Annotated in this window: 21 protein-coding genes and 1 riboswitch; of the genes, 18 read left to right on the plus strand and 3 right to left on the minus strand. The window is 60.6% G+C overall.

Annotated elements, in window-relative coordinates:
- Nucleotides 1-353: 353 nt before the first annotated feature.
- A complete protein-coding gene (gene rho / locus FHR23_RS13665) occupies nt 354-1610 on the plus strand; it encodes a transcription termination factor Rho (RefSeq protein WP_184005097.1) in 1257 nt (418 codons plus the stop codon).
- A gap of 24 nt (nt 1611-1634) precedes the next feature.
- Nucleotides 1635-2375 carry a TerC family protein gene (locus FHR23_RS13670; protein ID WP_184005099.1) on the plus strand — a complete coding sequence of 247 codons (741 nt, stop codon included), beginning with the start codon at nt 1635-1637 and terminating at the stop codon, nt 2373-2375.
- Nucleotides 2376-2389: 14 nt separating this feature from the next.
- Here FHR23_RS13670 and FHR23_RS13675 read toward each other — a convergent pair whose 3' ends face one another.
- Nucleotides 2390-3088 carry a dienelactone hydrolase family protein gene (locus FHR23_RS13675; RefSeq protein WP_184005101.1) on the minus strand — a complete coding sequence of 233 codons (699 nt, stop codon included), beginning with the start codon at nt 3086-3088 and terminating at the stop codon, nt 2390-2392.
- 177 nt (nt 3089-3265) lie between these two features.
- On the opposite strand from FHR23_RS13675, the gene FHR23_RS13680 reads away from it, so the two are divergent.
- The 13 genes from FHR23_RS13680 to FHR23_RS13740 all read left to right on the plus strand — a co-directional run bounded on the left by FHR23_RS13680 (nt 3266) and on the right by FHR23_RS13740 (nt 16355).
- Nucleotides 3266-3511, plus strand: a complete 246-nt coding sequence (locus FHR23_RS13680) for a DUF6489 family protein (RefSeq protein ID WP_184005103.1) — start codon at nt 3266-3268, stop codon at nt 3509-3511.
- Between the two features lie 5 nt (nt 3512-3516).
- Nucleotides 3517-4812 carry a tRNA uridine-5-carboxymethylaminomethyl(34) synthesis GTPase MnmE gene (mnmE, locus tag FHR23_RS13685; protein WP_184005105.1) on the plus strand — a complete coding sequence of 432 codons (1296 nt, stop codon included), beginning with the start codon at nt 3517-3519 and terminating at the stop codon, nt 4810-4812.
- Between the two features lie 60 nt (nt 4813-4872).
- Nucleotides 4873-6705, plus strand: coding sequence for a tRNA uridine-5-carboxymethylaminomethyl(34) synthesis enzyme MnmG (gene mnmG / locus FHR23_RS13690; RefSeq protein ID WP_184005107.1), 1833 nt, complete (start codon nt 4873-4875; stop codon nt 6703-6705).
- The gene (gene rsmG / locus FHR23_RS13695; protein WP_184005109.1) at nt 6705-7322 is read left to right on the plus strand and encodes a 16S rRNA (guanine(527)-N(7))-methyltransferase RsmG; all 618 of its coding nucleotides are present in this window, start codon (nt 6705-6707) and stop codon (nt 7320-7322) included. Before mnmG ends, rsmG begins: the two co-directional genes overlap by 1 nt.
- Nucleotides 7319-8098 (plus strand): ParA family protein, encoded by a 780-nt coding sequence (locus tag FHR23_RS13700; RefSeq protein ID WP_184005111.1) that lies wholly within the window; start codon nt 7319-7321, stop codon nt 8096-8098. The genes rsmG and FHR23_RS13700 overlap by 4 nt, the downstream gene beginning before the upstream one ends.
- Nucleotides 8095-9006, plus strand: a complete 912-nt coding sequence (locus tag FHR23_RS13705) for a ParB/RepB/Spo0J family partition protein (RefSeq protein ID WP_184005113.1) — start codon at nt 8095-8097, stop codon at nt 9004-9006. Before FHR23_RS13700 ends, FHR23_RS13705 begins: the two co-directional genes overlap by 4 nt.
- Before the next feature lie 102 nt (nt 9007-9108).
- Entirely contained in the window at nt 9109-9573 is a 465-nt protein-coding gene (locus FHR23_RS13710; RefSeq protein ID WP_184005115.1) for a DUF3429 domain-containing protein, read from the plus strand.
- A 52-nt stretch (nt 9574-9625) separates the two neighbouring features.
- Entirely contained in the window at nt 9626-11233 is a 1608-nt protein-coding gene (locus FHR23_RS13715) for a DUF6311 domain-containing protein (RefSeq protein WP_184005117.1), read from the plus strand.
- Nucleotides 11234-11365: 132 nt separating this feature from the next.
- Nucleotides 11366-11569 (plus strand): 50S ribosomal protein L35, encoded by a 204-nt coding sequence (gene rpmI / locus FHR23_RS13720; protein ID WP_184005120.1) that lies wholly within the window; start codon nt 11366-11368, stop codon nt 11567-11569.
- A gap of 14 nt (nt 11570-11583) precedes the next feature.
- Nucleotides 11584-11949: a 50S ribosomal protein L20 gene (gene rplT / locus FHR23_RS13725; RefSeq protein ID WP_184005122.1), complete on the plus strand. Its 366-nt coding sequence runs from the start codon at nt 11584-11586 to the stop codon at nt 11947-11949.
- 113 nt (nt 11950-12062) lie between these two features.
- Nucleotides 12063-13145 (plus strand): phenylalanine--tRNA ligase subunit alpha, encoded by a 1083-nt coding sequence (pheS, locus tag FHR23_RS13730; RefSeq protein ID WP_184005124.1) that lies wholly within the window; start codon nt 12063-12065, stop codon nt 13143-13145.
- A complete protein-coding gene (pheT, locus tag FHR23_RS13735; RefSeq protein ID WP_184005126.1) occupies nt 13142-15529 on the plus strand; it encodes a phenylalanine--tRNA ligase subunit beta in 2388 nt (795 codons plus the stop codon). Before pheS ends, pheT begins: the two co-directional genes overlap by 4 nt.
- Before the next feature lie 79 nt (nt 15530-15608).
- The gene (locus FHR23_RS13740) at nt 15609-16355 is read left to right on the plus strand and encodes an SDR family NAD(P)-dependent oxidoreductase (RefSeq protein WP_184005128.1); all 747 of its coding nucleotides are present in this window, start codon (nt 15609-15611) and stop codon (nt 16353-16355) included.
- A gap of 4 nt (nt 16356-16359) precedes the next feature.
- Here the strand turns inward: FHR23_RS13740 and FHR23_RS13745 are convergent, their stop codons facing one another.
- Nucleotides 16360-16872: a GNAT family N-acetyltransferase gene (locus FHR23_RS13745; RefSeq protein WP_184005130.1), complete on the minus strand. Its 513-nt coding sequence runs from the start codon at nt 16870-16872 to the stop codon at nt 16360-16362.
- Nucleotides 16873-16884: 12 nt separating this feature from the next.
- Nucleotides 16885-17463, minus strand: coding sequence for a manganese efflux pump MntP (locus FHR23_RS13750; protein ID WP_184005132.1), 579 nt, complete (start codon nt 17461-17463; stop codon nt 16885-16887).
- Between the two features lie 9 nt (nt 17464-17472).
- Nucleotides 17473-17644, minus strand: a riboswitch (yybP-ykoY riboswitch).
- A 142-nt stretch (nt 17645-17786) separates the two neighbouring features.
- On the opposite strand from FHR23_RS13750, the gene FHR23_RS13755 reads away from it, so the two are divergent.
- Genes FHR23_RS13755 through FHR23_RS13765 form a run of 3 tightly spaced genes read left to right on the plus strand, consistent with a single transcriptional unit; the run spans nt 17787 to nt 20901 of the window.
- Complete coding sequence (locus FHR23_RS13755; RefSeq protein WP_184005134.1) at nt 17787-18668, plus strand: aldose 1-epimerase family protein; 882 nt, start codon at nt 17787-17789, stop codon at nt 18666-18668.
- 47 nt (nt 18669-18715) lie between these two features.
- Nucleotides 18716-19312 (plus strand): DedA family protein, encoded by a 597-nt coding sequence (locus FHR23_RS13760; protein WP_184005136.1) that lies wholly within the window; start codon nt 18716-18718, stop codon nt 19310-19312.
- Between the two features lie 17 nt (nt 19313-19329).
- Entirely contained in the window at nt 19330-20901 is a 1572-nt protein-coding gene (locus tag FHR23_RS13765) for a peptide chain release factor 3 (RefSeq protein WP_184005138.1), read from the plus strand.
- The last annotated feature ends 5 nt before the right edge of the window (nt 20902-20906 follow it).

Raw genomic sequence — 20906 nt, forward strand, 5'->3', positions numbered from 1 at the left:
CGTCTGGCATCGCCATTGAGTTGAGTTCAGGCGGGAAGTGACGATGCTGGGATTGTTGATGGGCAGCGCTGGCGGCTGATATGACGGCTGCAAATGATGCCAGGCGGTGCGGTGCGATCCTTGAAGAACGGGGCGGCTATATGAGCAAATTGGGTGCCGCTCTTTCGGGTAAGAAGCAGGGCTGACCGAGTTGTCGGATATTGACTTTACCGGCTTTCGTCCCTAGTTCGACAGTGTTTGCTGCGCGGCACTTTCGCTGCCGGTATTTTCCATATCCTTAGTGCTGTCCCTGTGTTCCTTCACAGCCTTCCGGCACACTCTCCCCAACGCCTTACATACCGGACCCTATTCCGATGCATCTCAAAGACCTGAAAAAGAAAACACCCGCAGAACTCGTCGAAATGGCCGAAGGGCTTGGCGTCGAGGGTGCGTCGACCATGCGCAAGCAGGATCTGATGTTCGGCATCCTGAAGGTGCAGGCCGAGCAGGGCGAGCAGATCATGGGGCTGGGTACGATTGAGGTGCTGCCCGACGGGTTCGGGTTCCTGCGCAGTCCGGAAGCCAATTATCTGGCCGGTCCCGACGATATTTACGTATCGCCCAATCAGGTCCGCAAGTTCGGGCTGCGCACCGGCGATACCGTGGAAGGTGAAATTCGCGGCCCCAGGGACGGCGAACGCTATTTCGCGCTGACCAAGCTGCTCAAGGTCAATTTCGACGATCCGGACGCGGTGCGTCATCGCGTCAATTTCGACAATCTGACGCCGCTCTACCCGGAACAGAAGCTGACGCTCGATCCGCAGGATCCGACGATCAAGGACAAGTCGGCGCGGGTGATCGATATCGTATCGCCACAGGGCAAGGGTCAGCGCGCGCTGATCGTTGCCCCGCCGCGCGTCGGTAAGACGGTGTTATTGCAGAACATCGCCAAGGCGATCACCGACAACCATCCCGAAGTGTTCCTGATCGTGCTGCTGATCGACGAACGGCCGGAAGAAGTGACCGACATGCAGCGTTCGGTGAACGGCGAAGTGATCAGCTCGACCTTCGACGAACCGGCATCGCGGCACGTCCAAGTTGCTGAAATGGTGATCGAAAAGGCAAAGCGCCTGGTCGAGCACAAGCATGACGTCGTCATCCTGCTCGATTCGATCACGCGTCTCGGCCGTGCCTACAACACCGTGGTCCCGTCATCGGGCAAGGTGCTGACCGGCGGTGTCGACGCCAATGCGCTCCAGCGTCCCAAGCGCTTCTTCGGTGCTGCCCGCAACATCGAAGAGGGCGGATCGCTGTCGATCATCGCCACCGCGCTCATTGATACCGGCAGCCGCATGGACGAAGTGATTTTCGAAGAGTTCAAGGGCACCGGCAACTCTGAAATCGTGCTCGATCGCAAGGTTGCGGACAAGCGCATCTTCCCGGCCCTCGATGTTGGCAAGTCGGGTACGCGTAAGGAAGAATTGCTGGTCGAAAAGGGCACGCTGTCGAAAATGTGGGTGCTGCGCCGTATTCTGATGCAGATGGGTACTGTCGATGCGATGGAATTCCTGCTCGACAAGATGAAGGATTCGAAGACCAACGAGGATTTCTTCGATTCGATGAACCAGTAGCGCTTCTGTCGCGTTGGCCGTGGAATGATTGCGCTTCTTTCCAGCATCACCGCTGCCACAGGGGCAGCCGGTCCGAATTCGCTCGGCGATATCTGGCATCATATCGTCAGCGATTTTTCCAATCTCGGCGAACCGGCAGCTATGGCCGCGTTCGTTCAGGTACTGATGATCGATCTGGTGTTAGCGGGCGACAATGCGATTGTGGTCGGTGCGCTCGCAGCCGGTCTCCCTGCGGATCAGCGGCGCAAGGTGATCCTGATCGGGATCAGCGCCGCGCTGGTGTTGCGGATTATTTTCGCGCTGATCGTCACCTGGTTGATGGGCATTGTCGGCCTGATTTTTGCGGGCGGCCTGCTATTGCTGTGGGTCAGCTGGAAATTCTGGCGTGAGCTGCGCGAAGGTGGCGACGGACACAGTGCCGGTTCCGAAGAGATTGAGGGCGACGAACATAGCGGACTGAAGTCCGCCAAGAGCTTTGCCGGTGCCGCATGGGCAGTGGCCGTTGCGGATGTATCGATGAGCCTCGACAATGTGCTGGGCGTTGCCGGTGCCGCACGGGCACATCCGGGTATCCTGATCGTCGGACTGTTATTGTCCGTGGCACTGATGGGGCTGGCAGCCAACTTCATCGCGCGGATCATCGATCGCCATCGCTGGATCGGCTATATCGGGCTGGCCGTAATTCTCTATGTCGCGTTCAAGATGATTTATGACGGCTGGATCGGTAGCCATGGCACGGAGGGGCTGGTCACGCTGTTCACCTGACCAGCCCGTACCGGTCAGCCGAGATGTTCGGCGAAGAATTTGGCCGTACGGTCATCGGCAAGATCGGCCGATTTTTCGGAACGGCGCTTTCCCACTTCGGTCGCAAAGCCGTGATCTTCGCCCGGATAGTCGTGCAGCGTGACTTTCGGATGATCTTCCAGCCCTGCATGCATCTTCTTTTGCGTTTCCTTGTCGACGAAATGGTCTTCACCGGCAATGTGAAGCATCAGCGGCTTTGAAATCGCATGTTTTTCATTGAGGAGGCCGTCGATCCCAACACCGTAGTAGCCGACCGTTGCATCGATATCGGTGCGCGCGGCGGTCATAAAGGCCAGGCGACCGCCAAGGCAGTAGCCGACAGCGCCGACTTTCTTGCCCTCGCTAAGCTCGCGCGCCTTATGGATGGTCGCTTCGATATCGCGAATGCCCGCATCCTGATTGAACTTGCCCATCAGGTCGAGCGCGCGTTGCATCTCCGGCTCAATATCGGGATCAAGCTCGATACCGGGTTCCAGCCGCCAGAAAAGATCCGGGGCAATGGCAAGATATCCTGCCTCTGCCAGCCGATCGCATTTGCGTCGGATGCCGGCATTGACCCCGAAAATTTCCTGTATCACGATAATCGCAGCCCGGCGCGCGCCTGCGGGTTCAGCGATATAGGCGGCGAACTCGCCATTACCGTCTGGGCTCTTGATGGTGATCGACTTGCTCATGCAGGATTCTCCCTAAAATTGGTTCACGCCTCATTTTGGCGGTGCCATGCTGGTTCACTAACGTGCAAGCATAGAACAGGATGCATGATTTGTGGGCGCTCTTGATCCTATACGCTATGCACAGGATTATGACGGGCCGAAGCCTTTTCTGATGGGTGCCCCGACAGGAGAAACCGCATGAAGATCAATGTCGAGGTTGAATGTACGCCGGAGGAAGCAAGGCGCGCGATGGGGCTTCCCGATTTCACGCCGGTGCATGACCGCTATATTTCTATGTTACTGGAATCCCTTGAAAAAGGCGCGCCACCTGAAATGCTGGAGACCATGCTGAAAGGCTGGGCACCGATGGGTGAGGCGGGGATGCAGTTCTGGCGCAAATTATTCGACATGACGTCGGGCGGAATGAGTTCTGGTCGCGACTAAAGACGGTGGATACGATTTTCGCCCTATCCAGCGGGCAGCCGCCAAGTGCCATTGCAGTCATCCGGATCAGCGGTTCTCAAACTGCGTCAGCGCTATCAGCATTGGCTCGCGCGCTGCCGCAGCCACGGCGGGCAAGTCTGCGTCGGCTGTACGATCCGCAAAGCGGCGAGGAACTGGATCAGGCATTGGTCCTGTGGTTTCCCGGTCCGGCAAGTGCGACGGGCGAGGACCTGGCGGAACTGCACCTGCATGGCGGCAGGGCAGTCGTTGCGGCGATCGAGACGGCACTTGGCAACGTAAAAGGATTACGCCCCGCCACCGCGGGAGAATTTACGCAGCGGGCATTGATGAACGGACGGATCGACCTGACTCAGGCGGAAGGTCTCGGTGAATTGCTGTCGGCAGAAACGGAGGCTGCCCGTCGGGCGGCCGTGCATGCCAGTGAAGGCGGCATCCGCAAAAAGGTTGAACAGTGGAACGACCGCCTGTTGAACGTATCCGCGTCAGTTGAAGCGGAACTCGATCACTCCGATGAGGAGGATGTGGCGGCTGTTATCGGGTCCGGGCTCTCTTATCGTCGCGATTGCATCGCTCTCGCGGAGGAGCTGGAGCGGGCATTGGCATCGCCTTCGGTCGAGCGGTTGAATGAGGGAATTCGGATCGTACTCGCCGGTCCTCCCAATAGCGGTAAGTCGAGCCTGATCAATGCGATGACGGGGCGCGATGTCGCCATCGTATCGGCGATCGCCGGCACGACGCGCGACCGGATCGAGATGGCGGTGACGCGTCGCGGTTATTCCTATATTCTGACTGACACGGCAGGTCTGGCAACCAAAACCGATGATCCGATCGAAGCCATCGGAATTGAGCGTGCGCGCCAGGCGCTGGATGCAGCAGATGCGATTTTGTGGCTGGGGGATGAAAATCCGGATATCGCTTCAGACGCATCAATCATATTGATCCACGCGCGTTGCGATGAACCTGAGCGTGACGCGACGCCTGACGACCGGACACCGGTTTCATCGAAAACGGGTGCGGGACTGTCGGTGCTTTGGGAAAAGATCGAAGAACTGGCAAGCCGCCATATTCCTGCTGAAAGTGCTGTATTCTTCAATGAGCGTCAGCGACGGTTGATTACTGAATGGAAGAACCGGCTTGAAGCAGCAGCGCAGGAGGAGGATCTTCTTCTGGTGGGCGAGCAATTGCGGCTTGCGCGATCGCTTTGCGACCAGATAACAGGCCGGGCAGGGGTCGAGGCGATGCTGGGCGATATTTTTGCGCGCTTTTGTATCGGTAAATGATGTTCCACGTGGAACATTTTGACCTGAGCGATTGAAGGGCGTAGCGAGCGCGCCGTGCATATGTTCGATGTCATTGTGGTGGGCGGGGGCCATGCCGGAACCGAAGCTGCGGCCGTAGCGGCACGGCGGGGTGCGTCCGTGGCCCTGATAACTTTTGATGCCGCCAAAGTTGGTGCCATGTCGTGCAACCCGGCCATTGGCGGGCTGGGTAAAGGCCATCTTGTCCGTGAAGTGGATGCGTTTGACGGATTGATCGCACGCGCGGCCGATGCGGCGGCAATCCATTACCGGATGCTCAATCGAAGCAAGGGAAGCGCGGTCCAGGGGCCGCGCATTCAGGCGGATCGCACCTTATATGCTTCGGCAATTCAGCAGATGTTAGACCGGTTGCCGGGGCTGACCATCGTCGAGGGGGAAGCGGATAGCCTGATCCTGAAGGACGATGGTTCGATCGCGGGTATCCGGCTTGGTGACGGGAGCGCGGTGAGAGCGCCGGCGGTTGTCCTGGCAACGGGCACTTTTTTAGGCGGCAGGCTGTTTCGCGGCGAAGACCGTGAAACGGGTGGGCGCGTGGGTGAGCGCGCCGCGAGCCGCCTGGCTGAGCAATTGCGTTCGCTTGACCTGCCAATGGCGCGGCTCAAGACCGGCACGCCGCCACGCCTTGATGGGCGCACTATCGACTGGGCGGTGTTGTCCGAACAACCGTCGGATTCGGATTTCTGGGCTATGTCTCCGATGACGACGATACGCCGGAACCCGCAGATTTTTTGCGCGATCACCCGCACCAATCCCGGCACTCACGATGCCATCCGTCGTGGCCTGGACCGCTCGCCGCTTTTTTCCGGCGATATCGGGGGGCAGGGGCCGCGTTACTGCCCTTCGATCGAGGACAAGATTCACCGGTTTGGGGATCGGGACGGCCATCAGGTGTTTTTGGAGCCGGAAGGGCTGGACACGCATCTCGTCTATCCGAACGGGATTTCCACATCGCTTCCCGTCGACGTACAGCATGAAATGGTCCGTTCGATGAAGGGCCTTGAACACTGCGCTATCATCACGTCGGGCTATGCGGTCGAATATGACTATATCGATCCACGCAGTCTCGACCACAGACTCGCATTGCCGCAATTGCCTGGTCTATATTGCGCCGGGCAGATTAACGGAACCACCGGCTATGAGGAGGCGGCGGGGCAGGGGTTGATCGCCGGCGCCAACGCCGCCGCCTTTGCGCTCGACATTGAACCGCTCCTGCTAGATCGCGCGACCAGTTATCTGGGCGTGATGGTTGACGATCTGGTGGTGCAGGGTGTGACTGAGCCCTATCGGATGTTGACTGCACGCGCGGAATATCGCCTGCGGTTGCGCGCGAATAATGCACATCACCGGCTGAGCGATATTGCCGAGCGTCTGGGATGCCTTGGACAGGAACGGCAACAATGGGTAAATCTGTATCGCCGGGAACGGGCGCGTCTGGATTCGGTATTTGATCGGAAAATTGCGCCGAACACATTGCGCGTCGAAGGTCTTTCCGTGCCGGAAGATGGAATTGTCCGCAGCGTTGCAGAGTGGTTGCGCTTTCCTGCTGTACCGGCGGAATTCCTTTTTTCGGACGAGAATATTGCGAGCAATCCTGTTTTGCAGGAGCGGATCGAAGATGCTCGATATGCGCCGTATCTGGAGCGTCAGGCGCAGGAGGTTTCGCAGATGCAGGCCAATGACGCTATTTCACTGAACGGTGGACTGGACTATCGCACCATCCCCGGGCTTTCGGCAGAAATGGTCGAGCGGCTCTCGGCCACCAGACCAGCCACATTGGGACAGGCGTCACGAATCCGCGGCATTACTCCAGCGGCATTGTCGGCGATCCTGCTCTATGTAAAGCGAGCGGGCTAATGACTGAGCATGAAGCTCGTCAGTGGATAATTGACCGATTTGGTGTTTCACGTGAAACACAAATTGAGCGTTTTTGCGCTTTGGTGCTGGAGGAAAGCAATCGCCAGAATTTGATTGCGCAATCGACCATTCCCGAAATCTGGGCGCGCCATATTGTCGATTCTGCGCAACTGATTGGATTGGCGCCCGATAGCGATGGCGAATGGCTCGATATCGGAAGCGGGGCCGGCTTTCCGGGGATTGTCGTGGCGATCTTGAGGGATGCTCCCATCCGAATGATCGAACCCAGAAAACGGCGCGTCGATTTTCTCGCAAGCGCGTGTGAGACGCTGGGGCTGCGACATGTGAGCATCGACCCGGTGAAAGTCGAAAAGGTGATGCTGCAGCGCCCTGCGGCAATTATTTCCGCGCGTGCCGTGGCTGCTCTTCCAAAGTTATTCAGTGCAGGGGCGCATCTTGCGGATAAAAATAGCTGCTGGCTGTTGCCAAAAGGACAATCGGTACATTCGGAGGTGGAAGAGGCACGCAAGTCATGGCAAGGTGTGTTTCACGTGGAACAAAGCCTCACCAATTCTGACTCTGCCATAGTGGTTGCGCGGGAAGTTCGGTCTCGATGATTTGTATTGCGGTTGCCAATCAAAAAGGTGGCGTGGGAAAGACCACCACCGCAATCAATGTGGGAACGGCGCTGGCAGCGACGGGAATGCGGGTTCTGCTGCTCGACCTTGATCCGCAAGGAAATGCATCGACAGGGCTGGGAATCAGCCGTCATGATCGCGAGCGGTCGACCTACGACCTGTTGATCAGTGATATCAGCCTGACCGAAGCTGCGGTTTCAACGCGGGTTCCCAGACTGGATATTGTACCGGCGACGGTGGATCTTTCAGGCGCGGAAATCGAACTGATCGAATTTGAAGCGCGCACCCATCGTCTGGACAGGGCAGTGCAACGTAGCGATGATCGCTGGGATGTCATATTGATCGACTGCCCGCCGTCGCTTGGCCTGTTGACGATCAATGCCATGGTGGCCGCACATGCGCTGCTCGTCCCGCTTCAGTGCGAATTTTTCGCGCTGGAGGGGTTGAGCCAATTGCTGACGACGGTTGAGCGGATTCGTACGCGCTTCAATCCGGGTCTTTCGATCCTCGGCGTGGTGCTGACCATGTATGATCGCCGGAACCGTCTCACCGATCAGGTATCCGACGATGTGCGGGCGGTGCTGGGCAATGTTGTGTTCGAAACGGTCATTCCGCGTAATGTACGTCTTTCGGAGGCGCCGAGCCATGGCGTACCCGCGCTGATCTATGACCATCGCTGTCCGGGGTCCGAAGCCTATATCGCCCTTGCCCGCGAAGTGATTGCCCGATTGCCACAACCGACGGAGGCCGCATGAACGACAAACCCGCAGCATCGGCGCGCAAGGTCCGGCCGGGGCTGGGCAGGGGACTGAGTGCCCTGTTGGGCGACGTCGATCGTGAAGAACCGATCGAGGGCGGCGCACCTCCTGCCGGTATCCGCATGTTGCCGGTCAGTGCGCTTGCGCCGCATCCCGGTCAGCCGCGCCGCCATTTCGATGAAGAGGCGATTGCCGAACTCGCCAATTCCATCGCGCAACGCGGGTTGATTCAACCCATTGTCGTGCGCCCGCATGGTAAGGATTTTCAGATTGTCGCGGGCGAGCGGCGCTGGCGCGCGGCACAGCGGGCGCGCCTTCACAATGTGCCGGTAATCGTCCGCGAGCTTTCCGACGCCGAAACGCTTGAAATTGCGCTGGTCGAAAATATCCAGCGCCAGGACCTGAATGCGATCGAAGAAGCCGATGCCTATCGCAAGCTGATCGAGGAATTCGGGCATACGCAGGAGGCGCTGGCAAGGCTGGTGGCGAAATCGCGCAGCCATATCGCCAATTTGCTGCGGCTTCTGGATCTGCCGGTGCAGGTGCAGAAGATGGTCATCGAAGACGAGCTGCAAATGGGGCACGCGCGTGCCCTGATCGGTGCCCCCGATCCCTTGGCGCTGGCGCAACGGGTACGCGACAAACAACTGACCGTGCGAGAGACCGAGCGACTGGTGCGGCAGGCGCGTTCAGGCAAAAAAGACCGAAAGACCGAAGGAAACGGCGGCAGCGGCGATACCGGCCAGGATGCTGACCTGCAGGCGCTTGAACAGCAACTCGGCGACGTCCTCGGGCTGCATGTACGAATCAGCCATTCGGATAAGGGCGGAGCGCTGACCATCAACTATTCGACGCTCGATCAGCTCGACATGGTATGCCAGCGGTTGAGCGGAGATGGTTTCTAAAAATAATATTTAATTCATATACTTATATGAAATCTCCTGTCGAGAGGATTGCCTCGGTAGCGACAGTCGCAACCTGTCGCGCGACGGTGCGTTCACAAAAGAATGAATCGTCGATCAGAAGTTTCCATTCCCCTCGATAGCATCGTTTTTGGCTATGGGCCGATGATTCCGTTCGTGGCAGCGGCGGTGGGTATCTGGCTGATGCACCGTCCATGGCCGATGATCGCGCTATGGCTGGTGACCTTATGGGGCGCGTTGATTCTGTCCTTTATCGCCGGGGTTCGACGTGGTTTTGGGTTCGGGCGGCAAACCGCTTCGACGCGAACCGAGATCCTGACCATGCTTCCCTATTTCGTAATTGCCGGACTGGCATTGGTGGTATCGTCGCAATTGCTTGCTATTGCATTGTTAATGCTTGGATTTCTTCTTGCTGCGGTGCTGGACCGGCATGCCGCGCTGAACGGGGATGCACCCGCGCATTTCGCACGCTTACGTCCACCGCAATTCCTGATAGCAGTGCTAGCACTGGCTGCGATCTGGCTGCATCTGGCATTGGCAGGAAGTTGAATCTCAAACGTAGTTAACGCTGTTTTAGGCGTTTTACGGGCAGATAGCCTGTATGCGTCTTCCCGTATCCCGATGGCCGTTGCTGGTGCTGCCGACGCTCCTGTTCGTGGCGTTCTTTCACTGGCAGATGCTCGACATCGGCAATGCCGGATGGCTGATCCGCGGCACGGACAATGGTGAAAATGCATTGGGCCTTCATGCCTGGCTGCATGATCCCGCGCCGAGCTTGTTGAAAACATGGCTGCTGGGCGGGCCGGAGGGGGTGTCCCTGTTGTTCACGGACAGCAACCCGCTGATCGCGATGCTTGCAAGACCCTTTGCAGCGCTGTTGCCGCCTGATGCGCAATTTGTCGGGCCATGGTTGCTGCTCTGTCTGTTCCTGCAAATCGGCTTCGCATGGCGGCTTTTGCGGGACCATGCACCCAATCCCGTTGCTCTGTGGGGCGGTGTGCTGTTGCTCGCGGCATTACCGACGCTGTTCAATCGGTTCGTTCATGCCAATCTGTTTGCCCATTGGCTGATCCTATGGGCGATATGGCGATTTCTCGATGAAGAGCGCAGCGGGCGAAATATCGGCTGGGCGGTCCTGATCGCGATTACCGCGCTGATCCACAGCTATCTGCTGGTGATGGTCGGTGCGATCTGGGCCAGTGCAATGCTTCGCCGTTTCGCGCTGGAACGGGGATGGGGACAGCGCTTCCGAACCGTGTGTGAATGCATCGCAATTCTGCTGCTTGTGGCAGGAATTGCCTGGATATTAGGGGTTGGCGTACCGCATCATTCATTCGGTAACTATGGTGCCTTCGCGATGCCGCTGGATGCGCTATGGAATCCCGGTACGCCTGCTTATTCCGCGTTTCTACCCGCTATCCCGCAACAGCCGGGCAGGGGCTTCGAAGGCTTTCAGTATCTGGGACTGGGCCTGTTGATCCTGTTGCCGGTGGCTGCCCTGCTGTCGCGATTTTTTCCGGCATCCGGGGCGGAAGCAGACGATCTTGAGCGCCTGAAATGGCTGGTCCCTGCACTGGTGGTGCTGACCCTGCTGGCGGTGAGCAACTATCCTGACTTTGCCGGACATAAATTGCCGCGTTTTCCCCTGCCGGAGGTTACCAGCCACCTTGACGCCATCCGCGCTTCAGGCCGCCTGTTCTGGCCGGTTTCCTATGTGCTGGTGCTCATCGCCATCCGTGTTGTGTATCGATTGCCGGGCGAGCGCTCGGCGCTGTTGCTGGGCGCATTTCTCGCCGTTCAGATTGCCGATATGACACCGATGGCGGCGAGTATTCGCGCGCAGACGGCCGATGCCACTCAGGACCGTCTGTATGTCCGAACCGCCGACCCGCGATGGGCCGGCCTTGTCGCGCGGGCCCGGGACGTTGCATTCATGCCCGGCAACGTCACCCGTGATCTGGCGCTGTTTCAGGAAGTCGCCTGGCGCGCGATCGATCTTCGACGTCCGGTACGCAATGTCTACGCGGCGCGCGCCTCTCTGGCGGCCGAGGCCAGACTGCTCCGGGATCGGCGAGCCTTTCAGCACGGTGTCCTCGCACCCGACCGCCTCTATATTCTGGGGCCTCATATTGCGGTACCGCCGACAGCCCGGCAACGCATGATGGTTCTGGATGGCGTGCGCGTGCTGGCGCCGGTTACGTCCCGCTAAACCGGTGCTTGCTCTTGCCTAACCGACACAGTTCGGCTATGCGCGCGCCTTTCCACGATTATTCGAAGGATGGTCCGGCCGGTTAGGGCTGCCGAGGCTGTCCGTTGATCGTCGAACAACAAGGAGACGAAAATGCCCAAGCTCAAGACGAAGAGCGGCGTCAAAAAACGCTTCAAATTCACCGCTTCCGGCAAGGTGAAGCATGGCGTGGCCGGCAAGCGCCACCGCCTGATCAGCCATAATGCCAAATATATCCGTCAGAATCGCGGCACGTCGGTGCTGTCCGATTCGGATACCGGTCATGTGCGCCTCTGGGCGCCCTACGGACTGAAGTAAGGGAGGCGGATTAAATGGCACGTGTAAAACGCGGTACTACCACCAAGGCGAAGCATAAGCGGATTCTGGATCAGGCGAAGGGCTATTACGGCCGTCGCAAGAACACCATCCGCATCGCGCGTCAGGCCGTCGAAAAGGCCGGTCAGTACGCCTATCGTGACCGTAAGGTTAAGAAGCGCAGCTTCCGCGCGCTTTGGATTCAGCGCATCAATGCGGGCGTTCGCGCCGAGGGCCTGACCTATTCGCAGTTCATGCACGGGCTGAAGCTCGCGGGCATCGACCTCGACCGCAAGGTGCTGGCCGACATCGCCATGCATGAAGGCGAGGCGTTTAGCGCCATCGTCGCACAGGCAAAGGCGGCGCTGCCCAAGGCCGCCTGAGGCGCCTGACAGCGACGCGACCTAAATGGGGCGCGGGTGGAACGCCACCCGCGCCCTTTGCGTATCGACTATAGGCCGTTACAGGCTTGGCCGACTTCCACACAGAGGATTGCATGGACACCGATATCGACCAGCTTCGCGAGGATGTGCTTGCCGCGATCGACGTTGCCGCGGGGTTGGATGCGCTGGAGGCGGTTCGCGTGCATGCGCTCGGCAAGCAGGGCAGCGTGACCGCGCAGCTCAAATCGCTGGGCAAGATGACGCCTGAGCAGCGGCAGGACTTGGGGCCGCGCATTCACGGCCTGCGTGAAGCGGTGACCAGCGCCATTGCCACGCGCAAGGCGGCGCTGGAGCAGGCACTGCTCGATGCGCAACTGGCCAGCGAAACGCTCGACATGACGCTGCCAGCGCCCGCCCCCATGGCGGGTACGGTGCATCCGGTCAGCCAGGTGATGGACGAACTTGCGGAAATCTTCGCCGATCTCGGCTTTGCCGTCGCCACGGGGCCGGAGATCGAGGACGACTGGCACAATTTCACCGCGCTCAACATTCCCGAAACCCACCCGGCGCGTGCGATGCACGATACCTTCTACTTCCCCGAAGGAGAGGATGGCGCGCAGAAGATGCTGCTGCGTACGCATACGTCGCCGGTGCAGATCCGCACGATGGTGAACGGCAAGCCGCCGATTCGCATCATCGCGCCGGGCCGCACCTACCGGTCGGATTCGGATGCGACGCATACGCCGATGTTCCATCAGGTCGAAGGACTGGTGATCGACAAGGGGATTACGCTCGGCCACCTGAAATGGACGCTGGAAACCTTCTTGAAGGCGTTTTTCGAGCGCGACGATATCGTCTTGCGCCTGCGCCCCAGCTATTTCCCCTTCACCGAACCGTCGGCGGAGGTCGATGTCGGCTATTCGATCGAGAAGGGCAAACGCGTGATCGGCGGGTCCGAAGGCTGGATGGAGGTACTCGGCTCCGGCATGGTGCATCCGAAAGTGATTGCCGCCTGCGGGCTGGACCCGGAGGAATGGCAGGGTTTCGCCTTCGGCTGCGGCATCGACCGGCTGGCGATGCTCAAATACGGGATGGATGATTTGCGCGCATTCTTCGACGGGGATCTGCGCTGGCTGAAGCATTACGGTTTTTCGAGCCTCGATGTGCCAACGCTTTCGGGGGGAGTGGGCGCATGAAGTTCACGCTGAACTGGCTGAAAGAGCATCTTGATACCGATGCCGATCTCGATACCATATTGGAAACGCTGACGCGCATCGGGCTGGAAGTCGAAGGCGTCGAGAATCCGGGCGAGAAGCTCAACGATTTCCGCGTCGCCAAAGTGCTGACCGCAGAAAAACATCCCAATGCCGACAAACTGCAGGTGCTGTCGGTCGATGCGGGCGACGGGCCGTTGCAGGTGGTGTGCGGTGCGCCCAATGCGCGCGCCGGGATGATCGGGGTGTTCGGCCCTCCCGGTGCGTTTGTGCCGGGCAGCGGTTTTGAGCTGAAGGTCGCGGAAATCCGCGGAGTAGAATCGAACGGCATGATGTGTTCGGTGCGCGAGCTGGAACTGGGCGATGCGCATGAGGGTATTATCGAACTGGACGAGGATGCTGCGGGTGCGATCGGGGTGACTTATCCCGATTATGCCGGGCTGACCGACCCGGTGATCGACGTGTCGATTACGCCCAACCGGCAGGATTGCATGGGCGTGCGCGGGATTGCCCGCGATCTCGCCGCTGCCGGGCTGGGTGCGCTCAAGCCGCTGGGCGATGTCTATCGCATGGGCGAGGTGAAGCCGGTCGAAGGGGACGGACCGGCACCGGATGTGCGCACGGACGATTCCGAAGGGTGTCCCGCCTTTTATGCGCAGTCGGTGCGCGGCGTGAAAAACTGCGAATCGCCCGCCTGGATGCGCCGCTATCTTGCCGCCATCGGGCAACGCACGATTTCGGTTCTGGTCGATATCACCAATTTCGTGATGATCGACCTCGGTCGGCCGCTGCACGTCTATGACATGGCAAAGCTGTCGGGCGGACTGGTCGCGCGTAAGGCGAAGGCGGACGAGCAGGTGCTGGCGCTTAACGGCAAGAGCTACACGCTCGACGAGAGCATGACGGTCATCGCCGATGAGGCGCAGGTGCACGATATCGGCGGTATCATGGGCGGCGAGGAGTCGGGTGTTTCCGACGCCACCACCGACGTTCTGATCGAATGCGCCTATTTCGATCCCGACCATATCGCGCGTACGGGGCAGAAGCTGCTGCTGACCAGCGATGCGCGCCAGCGGTTCGAACGCGGCGTCGATCCGGCCTTCCTGGATGAAGGGCTGGCGATTGCGACCTGGCTGGTAACCGAACATTGCGGCGGAACACCGGGTGGCGTGACGCGTGCGAGCCAGCCGCCTGTCGCGCCGCGCACAGTGCGCTTCGACCACGCTATGGCGCGCACGCTGGGCGGCCTTGAAATTGCCGAGGACGAGCAGCGCGCCATCCTGACGCGGCTGGGCTTCACGGTGGAGGGCGATACCGCCACCGTGCCGACCTGGCGGCGCGATATTGACGGTCCTGCGGATTTGGTCGAGGAAGTCGTGCGCATTTTCGGTATCGACAAAGTGCCGTCGGAACCATTGCCGCGACCGGCTGGCGTGGCGAAACCCACCGCGACCCCCGAACAGAAGCGCGAACGCCGGGTGCGTCGTGCCGCTGCCGCGCGCGGCTTTCATGAGGCGGTGACGTGGAGCTTCCTGTCCGAAGCCGAGGCGCAGCCCTTTGGTGGCGGCGCATGGACGCTGGCCAATCCGATCAGCGAGGATCTGAAGGTCATGCGGCCGTCGCTGTTGCCGGGCCTGCTCGCGGCCGCGGGCCGCAACCTCAACCGTGGCGTGTCGAGTGTGCGGCTGTTCGAGGTCGGACGCCGCTATCTGGCCGACGGTGAACGCCCGACACTGGCCGTCGTGATGGCGGGCGAAGCCGTGTCTCGCGACTGGCATACCGGGAAAGCACGCAGCTTCAGCCCGTTTGACGCCAAGGCGGAGGCGCTGGCGCTGCTGGAAGCGGCAGGCGCACCCGTCGCCAATCTGCAGGTGATGGGGGAGGCGGGGGAGACCTGGCATCCCGGCCAGTCGGCGACGCTCCGGCTGGGGCCTAAAAATATCCTCGCCGCCTTCGGCATGGTCCATCCCGGCGTCCGCAAGGCGTTCGATCTGGACGGCCCGATGGTCGCCGCCGAACTCTACCTCGACGCGATCCCCGAAAAGCGCAGCACCGGTTTCATGCGGCCTGCCTATACCCCGTCGGCCCTGCAGGCGGTGACGCGCGATTTCGCATTTCTGGTCGATGCCGATATGGCCGCCGACAGCCTGATCCGCGCGGTGAAGGGGGCGGACAAAAAGGCAATCATCGATGCGCGGCTGTTCGATGTCTTCACCGGCGCGGGCGTCGAGGAAGGCAAGAAGAGCCTTGCCATCGAAGTCACGCTGCAACCCGGCGACAAGAGCTTCACCGATGAGGAACTGAAGGCGATTGCCGACAAGGTGGTCAAGGCCGCCGAGAAGCAGGGTGCGGCGTTACGGCAATAATAAGCGTCACCCCCGCGAAAGCCGGGATCCGGAGCCACTAATGCTGTGGCTTGTTGCTATTGATTGAGGAGAAAAACCCATGCCGACCGCACTTATCACCGGCGCGACTGCCGGTATCGGCGAAGCCGCTGCACGCGCGTTCGTGGCGGCGGGATGGAAGGTCGTCGGCACCGGGCGGCGGCAGGAGCGGCTAGATACGCTCAAGGGCGAACTGGGCGATGCGTTCGTTCCGCTGACCTTCGACGTGCGTGACGAGGCGGCGCGCGACGCCGCGCTGGCGAGCCTGTCGGGTGACTTTGCGGCCATCGATCTGCTGGTCAACAATGCGGGCCTCGCACTGGGCACCGAAGCGGCGCAGGACGCCGACCTCGCCAAGTGGAAGACCATGGTCGACACCAACATCACCGCGATGCTGTCGATGACGCACAAGCTGCTTCCCGGTCTGATCGAGCGCAAGGGCGCGATCATCAATCTCGGCTCGGTCGCGGGGAACTATATCTATCCGGGCGGCAACGTTTATGCCGGGACCAAGGCGTTTGTGAACCATTTCAGCCTCGCGCTGCGGGCCGATTTGCATGGCAAGGGCGTGCGGGTGACGTCGATCGAGCCGGGCATGGTCGAAACCGAATTTACCGTGGTGCGCACCGGTGGCGATCAGCAGGCGTCGGACAAGCTGTATGCGGGCGTCGAACCGATGACCGGCGACGATATCGCCGAAACGATCCTGTGGGTCGCAACGCTGCCGCCGCATCTCAACATCAACCGCATCGAACTGATGCCGGTCAATCAGGATTTCGCAGGCTTCGCGGTCGCACGCGAAGGCTGACGCCTCAACGTACCACCCGCTCGAACAGCGTTACCGGCTTGTCGTGATAGCGGCGGGTATCGAACGGACGATAACCCAGCCGTTCGGCAAGCCGCACCGACGGGATATTGTCGGGGTCGATGATGCATACGCTGCGTCCGGTGCCATGTGTCGCGTCGAACCAGTGCTGTGCCGCCTGCATCGCTTCGACGGCAAAGCCTTTCCCATGAAAGTCGGGATGGATTACCCAGGCGGCTTCGGGGCTGTTGTCGAATTCGTCCCCCAGCCCGCGTTTGAAATGGGCCAGCCCGACCTCTCCTACGAATTGCCCGGTTTCGCGGTTGATCGCGGCGAAGATGCCATAATCGAACAATGCCCAGTGTCCGGCATGGCGCAACAGCCGCTGCCAGCTTTGTTCGGCGCTTTGCGGGGTGCCGCCGATAAAGTGCGTGACGCGTGTATCCGCCCATAAGGCGGTAATGGCGTCATGATCCTGTGCGGTTTCACGTCGCAGGATCAGGCGATCGGTTTCGATCATGCAAGGCCCCCGTTAGACATTCAGATGTTCGTACAGGATGATAGCGCCGATGGCGATCAGGGCGATACCGCCCAGCACTTCGGCATATTCGCCCAGATGATCGCCCGCCTTGCGCCCCAGCATCACCCCGATCGTCGCCATCACCGTCGTCACCAGCCCGATGACGATACAGGCGACCACGATGTTCACCCCCATCACCGCCAGACTGACTCCGACGGCGGTTGCATCGATGCTGGTGGCGAGGGCGGTTGCGATCAGCCCGAACCGGCCCCTGCGCGGGACGTCGCTTTCGTCCCTCAAATCCGGTTCGGCCGTCCCGTGCAGAGCGTTCCAGATCATATGCCCGCCCACCGCCAGCAACAGGATAAAGGCAATCCAGTGATCGAACGCGGATACCCAGGCGCTGAACGCCAGTCCCACCGCCCAGCCGATCGCTGGGGTAATGCCTTCGAAAAAGCCGAATACCGCACCGGTTTTCAGCGCATCGCGTAAACGGGGGTGCGCGCCGGATGCGCCCTTGCCGATGGCGGCGGCAAAGGCGTCCACCGACAGGCCGAAGCCGATGGCAATCAGTGTAGCAATTCCTGTCATGCGTTTCCCGATGGCCGGTCCTATAACCCACGACACACATCACCCCCGGCCGACAGGAAAGGGTGAAGCGCGTCGCTGGTCTTGCCGGGCACGGTCTGTCGTGCTGCCTTCGCCACGGTTCTGCGAACCGAGTATGTTGACGAAGGCCCCGTAGCGGGTGGCTACTCCCCAGGAGCGATGTCGCATCATGCGACGCGCAGGCCTATGGCAAAAAGGGGCGCAGCCGTCCAGAGCGTGGTTTTGCAGCACCGGCATTGCAGAGATACAGGAACGTCGACGGCATCGGCCCGTTCGATCCGTGCAGTCCAGCCAAGGGAGCAGCCATGACCGACCGTGCCATGATCGATATCGCCTCGCCGCAGCTATCCGCGGCGATCAATCCGTTCGGAGCGGAACTGACGCATTTGCGCGACGCGGACGGTCGCGAACTGATGACCGATGCCGATCCGGCCTATTGGACCGGCCATGCCCCGGTCCTGTTCCCGATTGTCGGCGAACTGCACGACGGCACCTATCGCGTGAACGGTCGGGAATATGCGCTGTCGCGCCACGGCTTCGCCCGTCGCAGCCTGTTTGAAGTGGTGGAGCATGAGGCGGATCGCGCGGTGTTCCAGCTTATCGACAGCCAAGAGACACGCGCCGTCTATCCCTTCGCCTTTCAGTTGCGGATCGAATTTCGCCTCGACGGCGCGACCCTGCTGGTCACGGCGACGATTGCAAACCGTTCGGATGGCGTCATGCCCGCCAGTTTCGGCTTTCACCCCGCTTTCGCCTGGCCCTTGCCCTATGGCGAGCTGCGGGAGGACCATCGCATCACGTTCGATGTCGCGGAACCGGATCCGCTTCGGGGGCTGAGCCAGCATGGACTGGTGACGGATACACCGCGCGCAAGCCCGCTCGATGGCCATGAACTGCTGCTGCGCGATAGTTTGTTCGAGGCGGATGCCCTGATCTGGCAGGGCGTCGAGAGCGAAACTGTGCACTATGGCGCGGCACAGGGACCGGTGCTGGAGATCAGTTTTCCCGATACGCCCAATCTCGGCATCTGGACGAAGCCCGGCGCACGCTATGTCTGTGTCGAACCCTGGCATGGCATTGCCGACCCGGTCGGTTTCACCGGCGACCTGTTCGACAAGCCCGACATCATGACGATTGCGCCGGGTGCCGAGCGGCAATGCAGCTTCAGCGTGACGTTGATGGGGTGATCGGCTAACCGCAACCGCAGTCAGCGTGTGTCGAAGGTCTTCTTCCCATGTCTCTGGAAGCGATAGTCAGCCAGTATGGCCTGCCCGCCCTGTTTGTCGGCGCGGGCGTGGAAGGGGAAACGGTGGTGATGCTGGGCGGGATGCTGGTGCATCGCGGCCTGTTGTCTTTCTGGCCCGCGATCCTGGCGGCATCGCTGGGATCCCTGACGGCGGATCAGCTGTTCTTTCTGATCGGGCGGCGGCTGCGATCCTGGCCGCTGGTCGAACGCACGCGGCACAGGCCGGCCTTCAAACGTGCCCGGCAAACCTTTGAACGATATCCGACCGGCTTTATCCTGCTGTTCCGCTTTCTCTATGGCCTGCGCACGATCAGCCCGATGGCGATCGGCACCACCGATGTTCCCGCAACGCGGTTTCTTGCTCTCAACGCACTGGCCGCACTGATCTGGGGAACCTTGTTTATCACGCTTGGCTACTGGTTCGGGCAGGGGATACAGACGGTGTTCGGGCGCGCGCGCCACTATGAATATGTGCTCGCCTTTGTCGCGGGAATTGCGGCGGTCGTGCTGCTGGTCCTTCATATTGCACGTCGTAGGCACAACCGTCGTGGAGATGCATTGCCGTCTCGACGGGAGGGGGCCTGATCCGCTAGGGCGCGGCGATGACTGAAGCGCTCGACCGCCGCACCTTTGCGATCATTTCCCACCCCGACGCGGGTAAGACCACGCTCACCGAAAAGCTGTTGCTGTCGGGCGGGGCCATCCACCTTGCCGGAGAGGTAAAGGCGAGGGGGGCGGCACGGCGCGCACGCTCCGACTGGATGAAGATCGAGCAGCAACGCGGCATTTCCGTCACCTCCTCGGTGATGACGTTCGAACGTGACGGTATCACGTTCAATCTGCTCGATACGCCGGGACACGAGGATTTTTCCGAAGACACCTATCGCACGCTGACTGCGGTCGATTCGGCGATCATGGTGATCGACGCCGCACGCGGGATCGAGGCGCAGACGCGCAAGCTGTTCGAGGTATGCCGGTTGCGCTCGGTACCGATCATCACCTTCGTCAACAAGGTCGATCGCGAAGGGCGCGAACCGTTCGAACTGCTCGATGAGATTGCCGATGTGCTGGCGCTCGACGTCACGCCGATGAGCTGGCCCGCCGGGATGGGCGGGCAGTTTGAGGGCGTGTACAACCTCGCCAGCAACGAACTCGATCAGCCGACCGGGGATTCGCGCGCGTTTGAGGGCAAGCGAGCAACGCTGACCGGGCTGGACGACAGTGCGCTGGAAACGCTGCTCAGCGCCGACCGGCTGGAGCAGTTACGCGAAGAGGCGGAGCTGGCGCAGGCGGGCTATGCTGCATTTGACGAAGCCGCCTATCGCCATGGCGACCTGACGCCTGTCTATTTTGGCTCCGCGCTCAAACAGTTCGGGGTGGAGGCGCTGATCGACGCGATTGCCCGCCATGCACCACCGCCGCGGCCGCAACCCGCCGAGCCTGCGCCGGTCGAACCGACCCGTGACGAAGTCACCGGCTTTGTGTTCAAGGTACAGGCGAATATGGACCCCAACCATCGCGACCGCATCGCCTTTATGCGGCTATGTTCCGGCACGTTCAAACGCGGCATGAAGCTGACGCCGACCGGGCATGGCAAACCGGTCGCCATTCATTCGCCGATCCTGTTCTTCGCGCAGGAACGCGAACTTGCTGATGAGGCGTTTCCCGGCGACATTATCGGCATCCCCAATCACGGCACGCTGCGCGTCGGCGACACGCTGAGCGAAAAGGCGGATGTGCGCTTTACCGGCCTGCCCAATTTCGCGCCGGAAATCCTGCGCCGCGTGGTGCTGAAAGACCCGACCAAGACCAAGCAGTTGCGCAAGGCGCTCGACGATATGGCGGAAGAAGGTGTGACGCAGGTCTTCTATCCCGAAATCGGCGCCAATCTGGTGATCGGGGTGGTCGGCCAGTTGCAGCTCGACGTGCTGATCAGCCGGCTGGAGGCGGAGTATAAGGTTGCTGCGGGGCTGGAAATGGCGCCGTTCGAAACCGCGCGCTGGGTATCGGCGGGCGATCCGAAGAAGCTCAAGGAATTTACCGACATTAACCGGACCGCGATGGCGAAGGATCGCGATGGCAACCCGGTATTCATGGCCAAGAGCGCGTGGGAAGTCGGCTATGTCGCCGAACGCTATCCCGATGTCACCTTCGCCGCGACGCGAGAGCGGTAACCCCA

Source organism: Stakelama sediminis (assembly GCF_014199335.1).
GTDB classification, from domain to species: Bacteria; Pseudomonadota; Alphaproteobacteria; order Sphingomonadales; family Sphingomonadaceae; genus Sphingomonas; species Sphingomonas sediminis.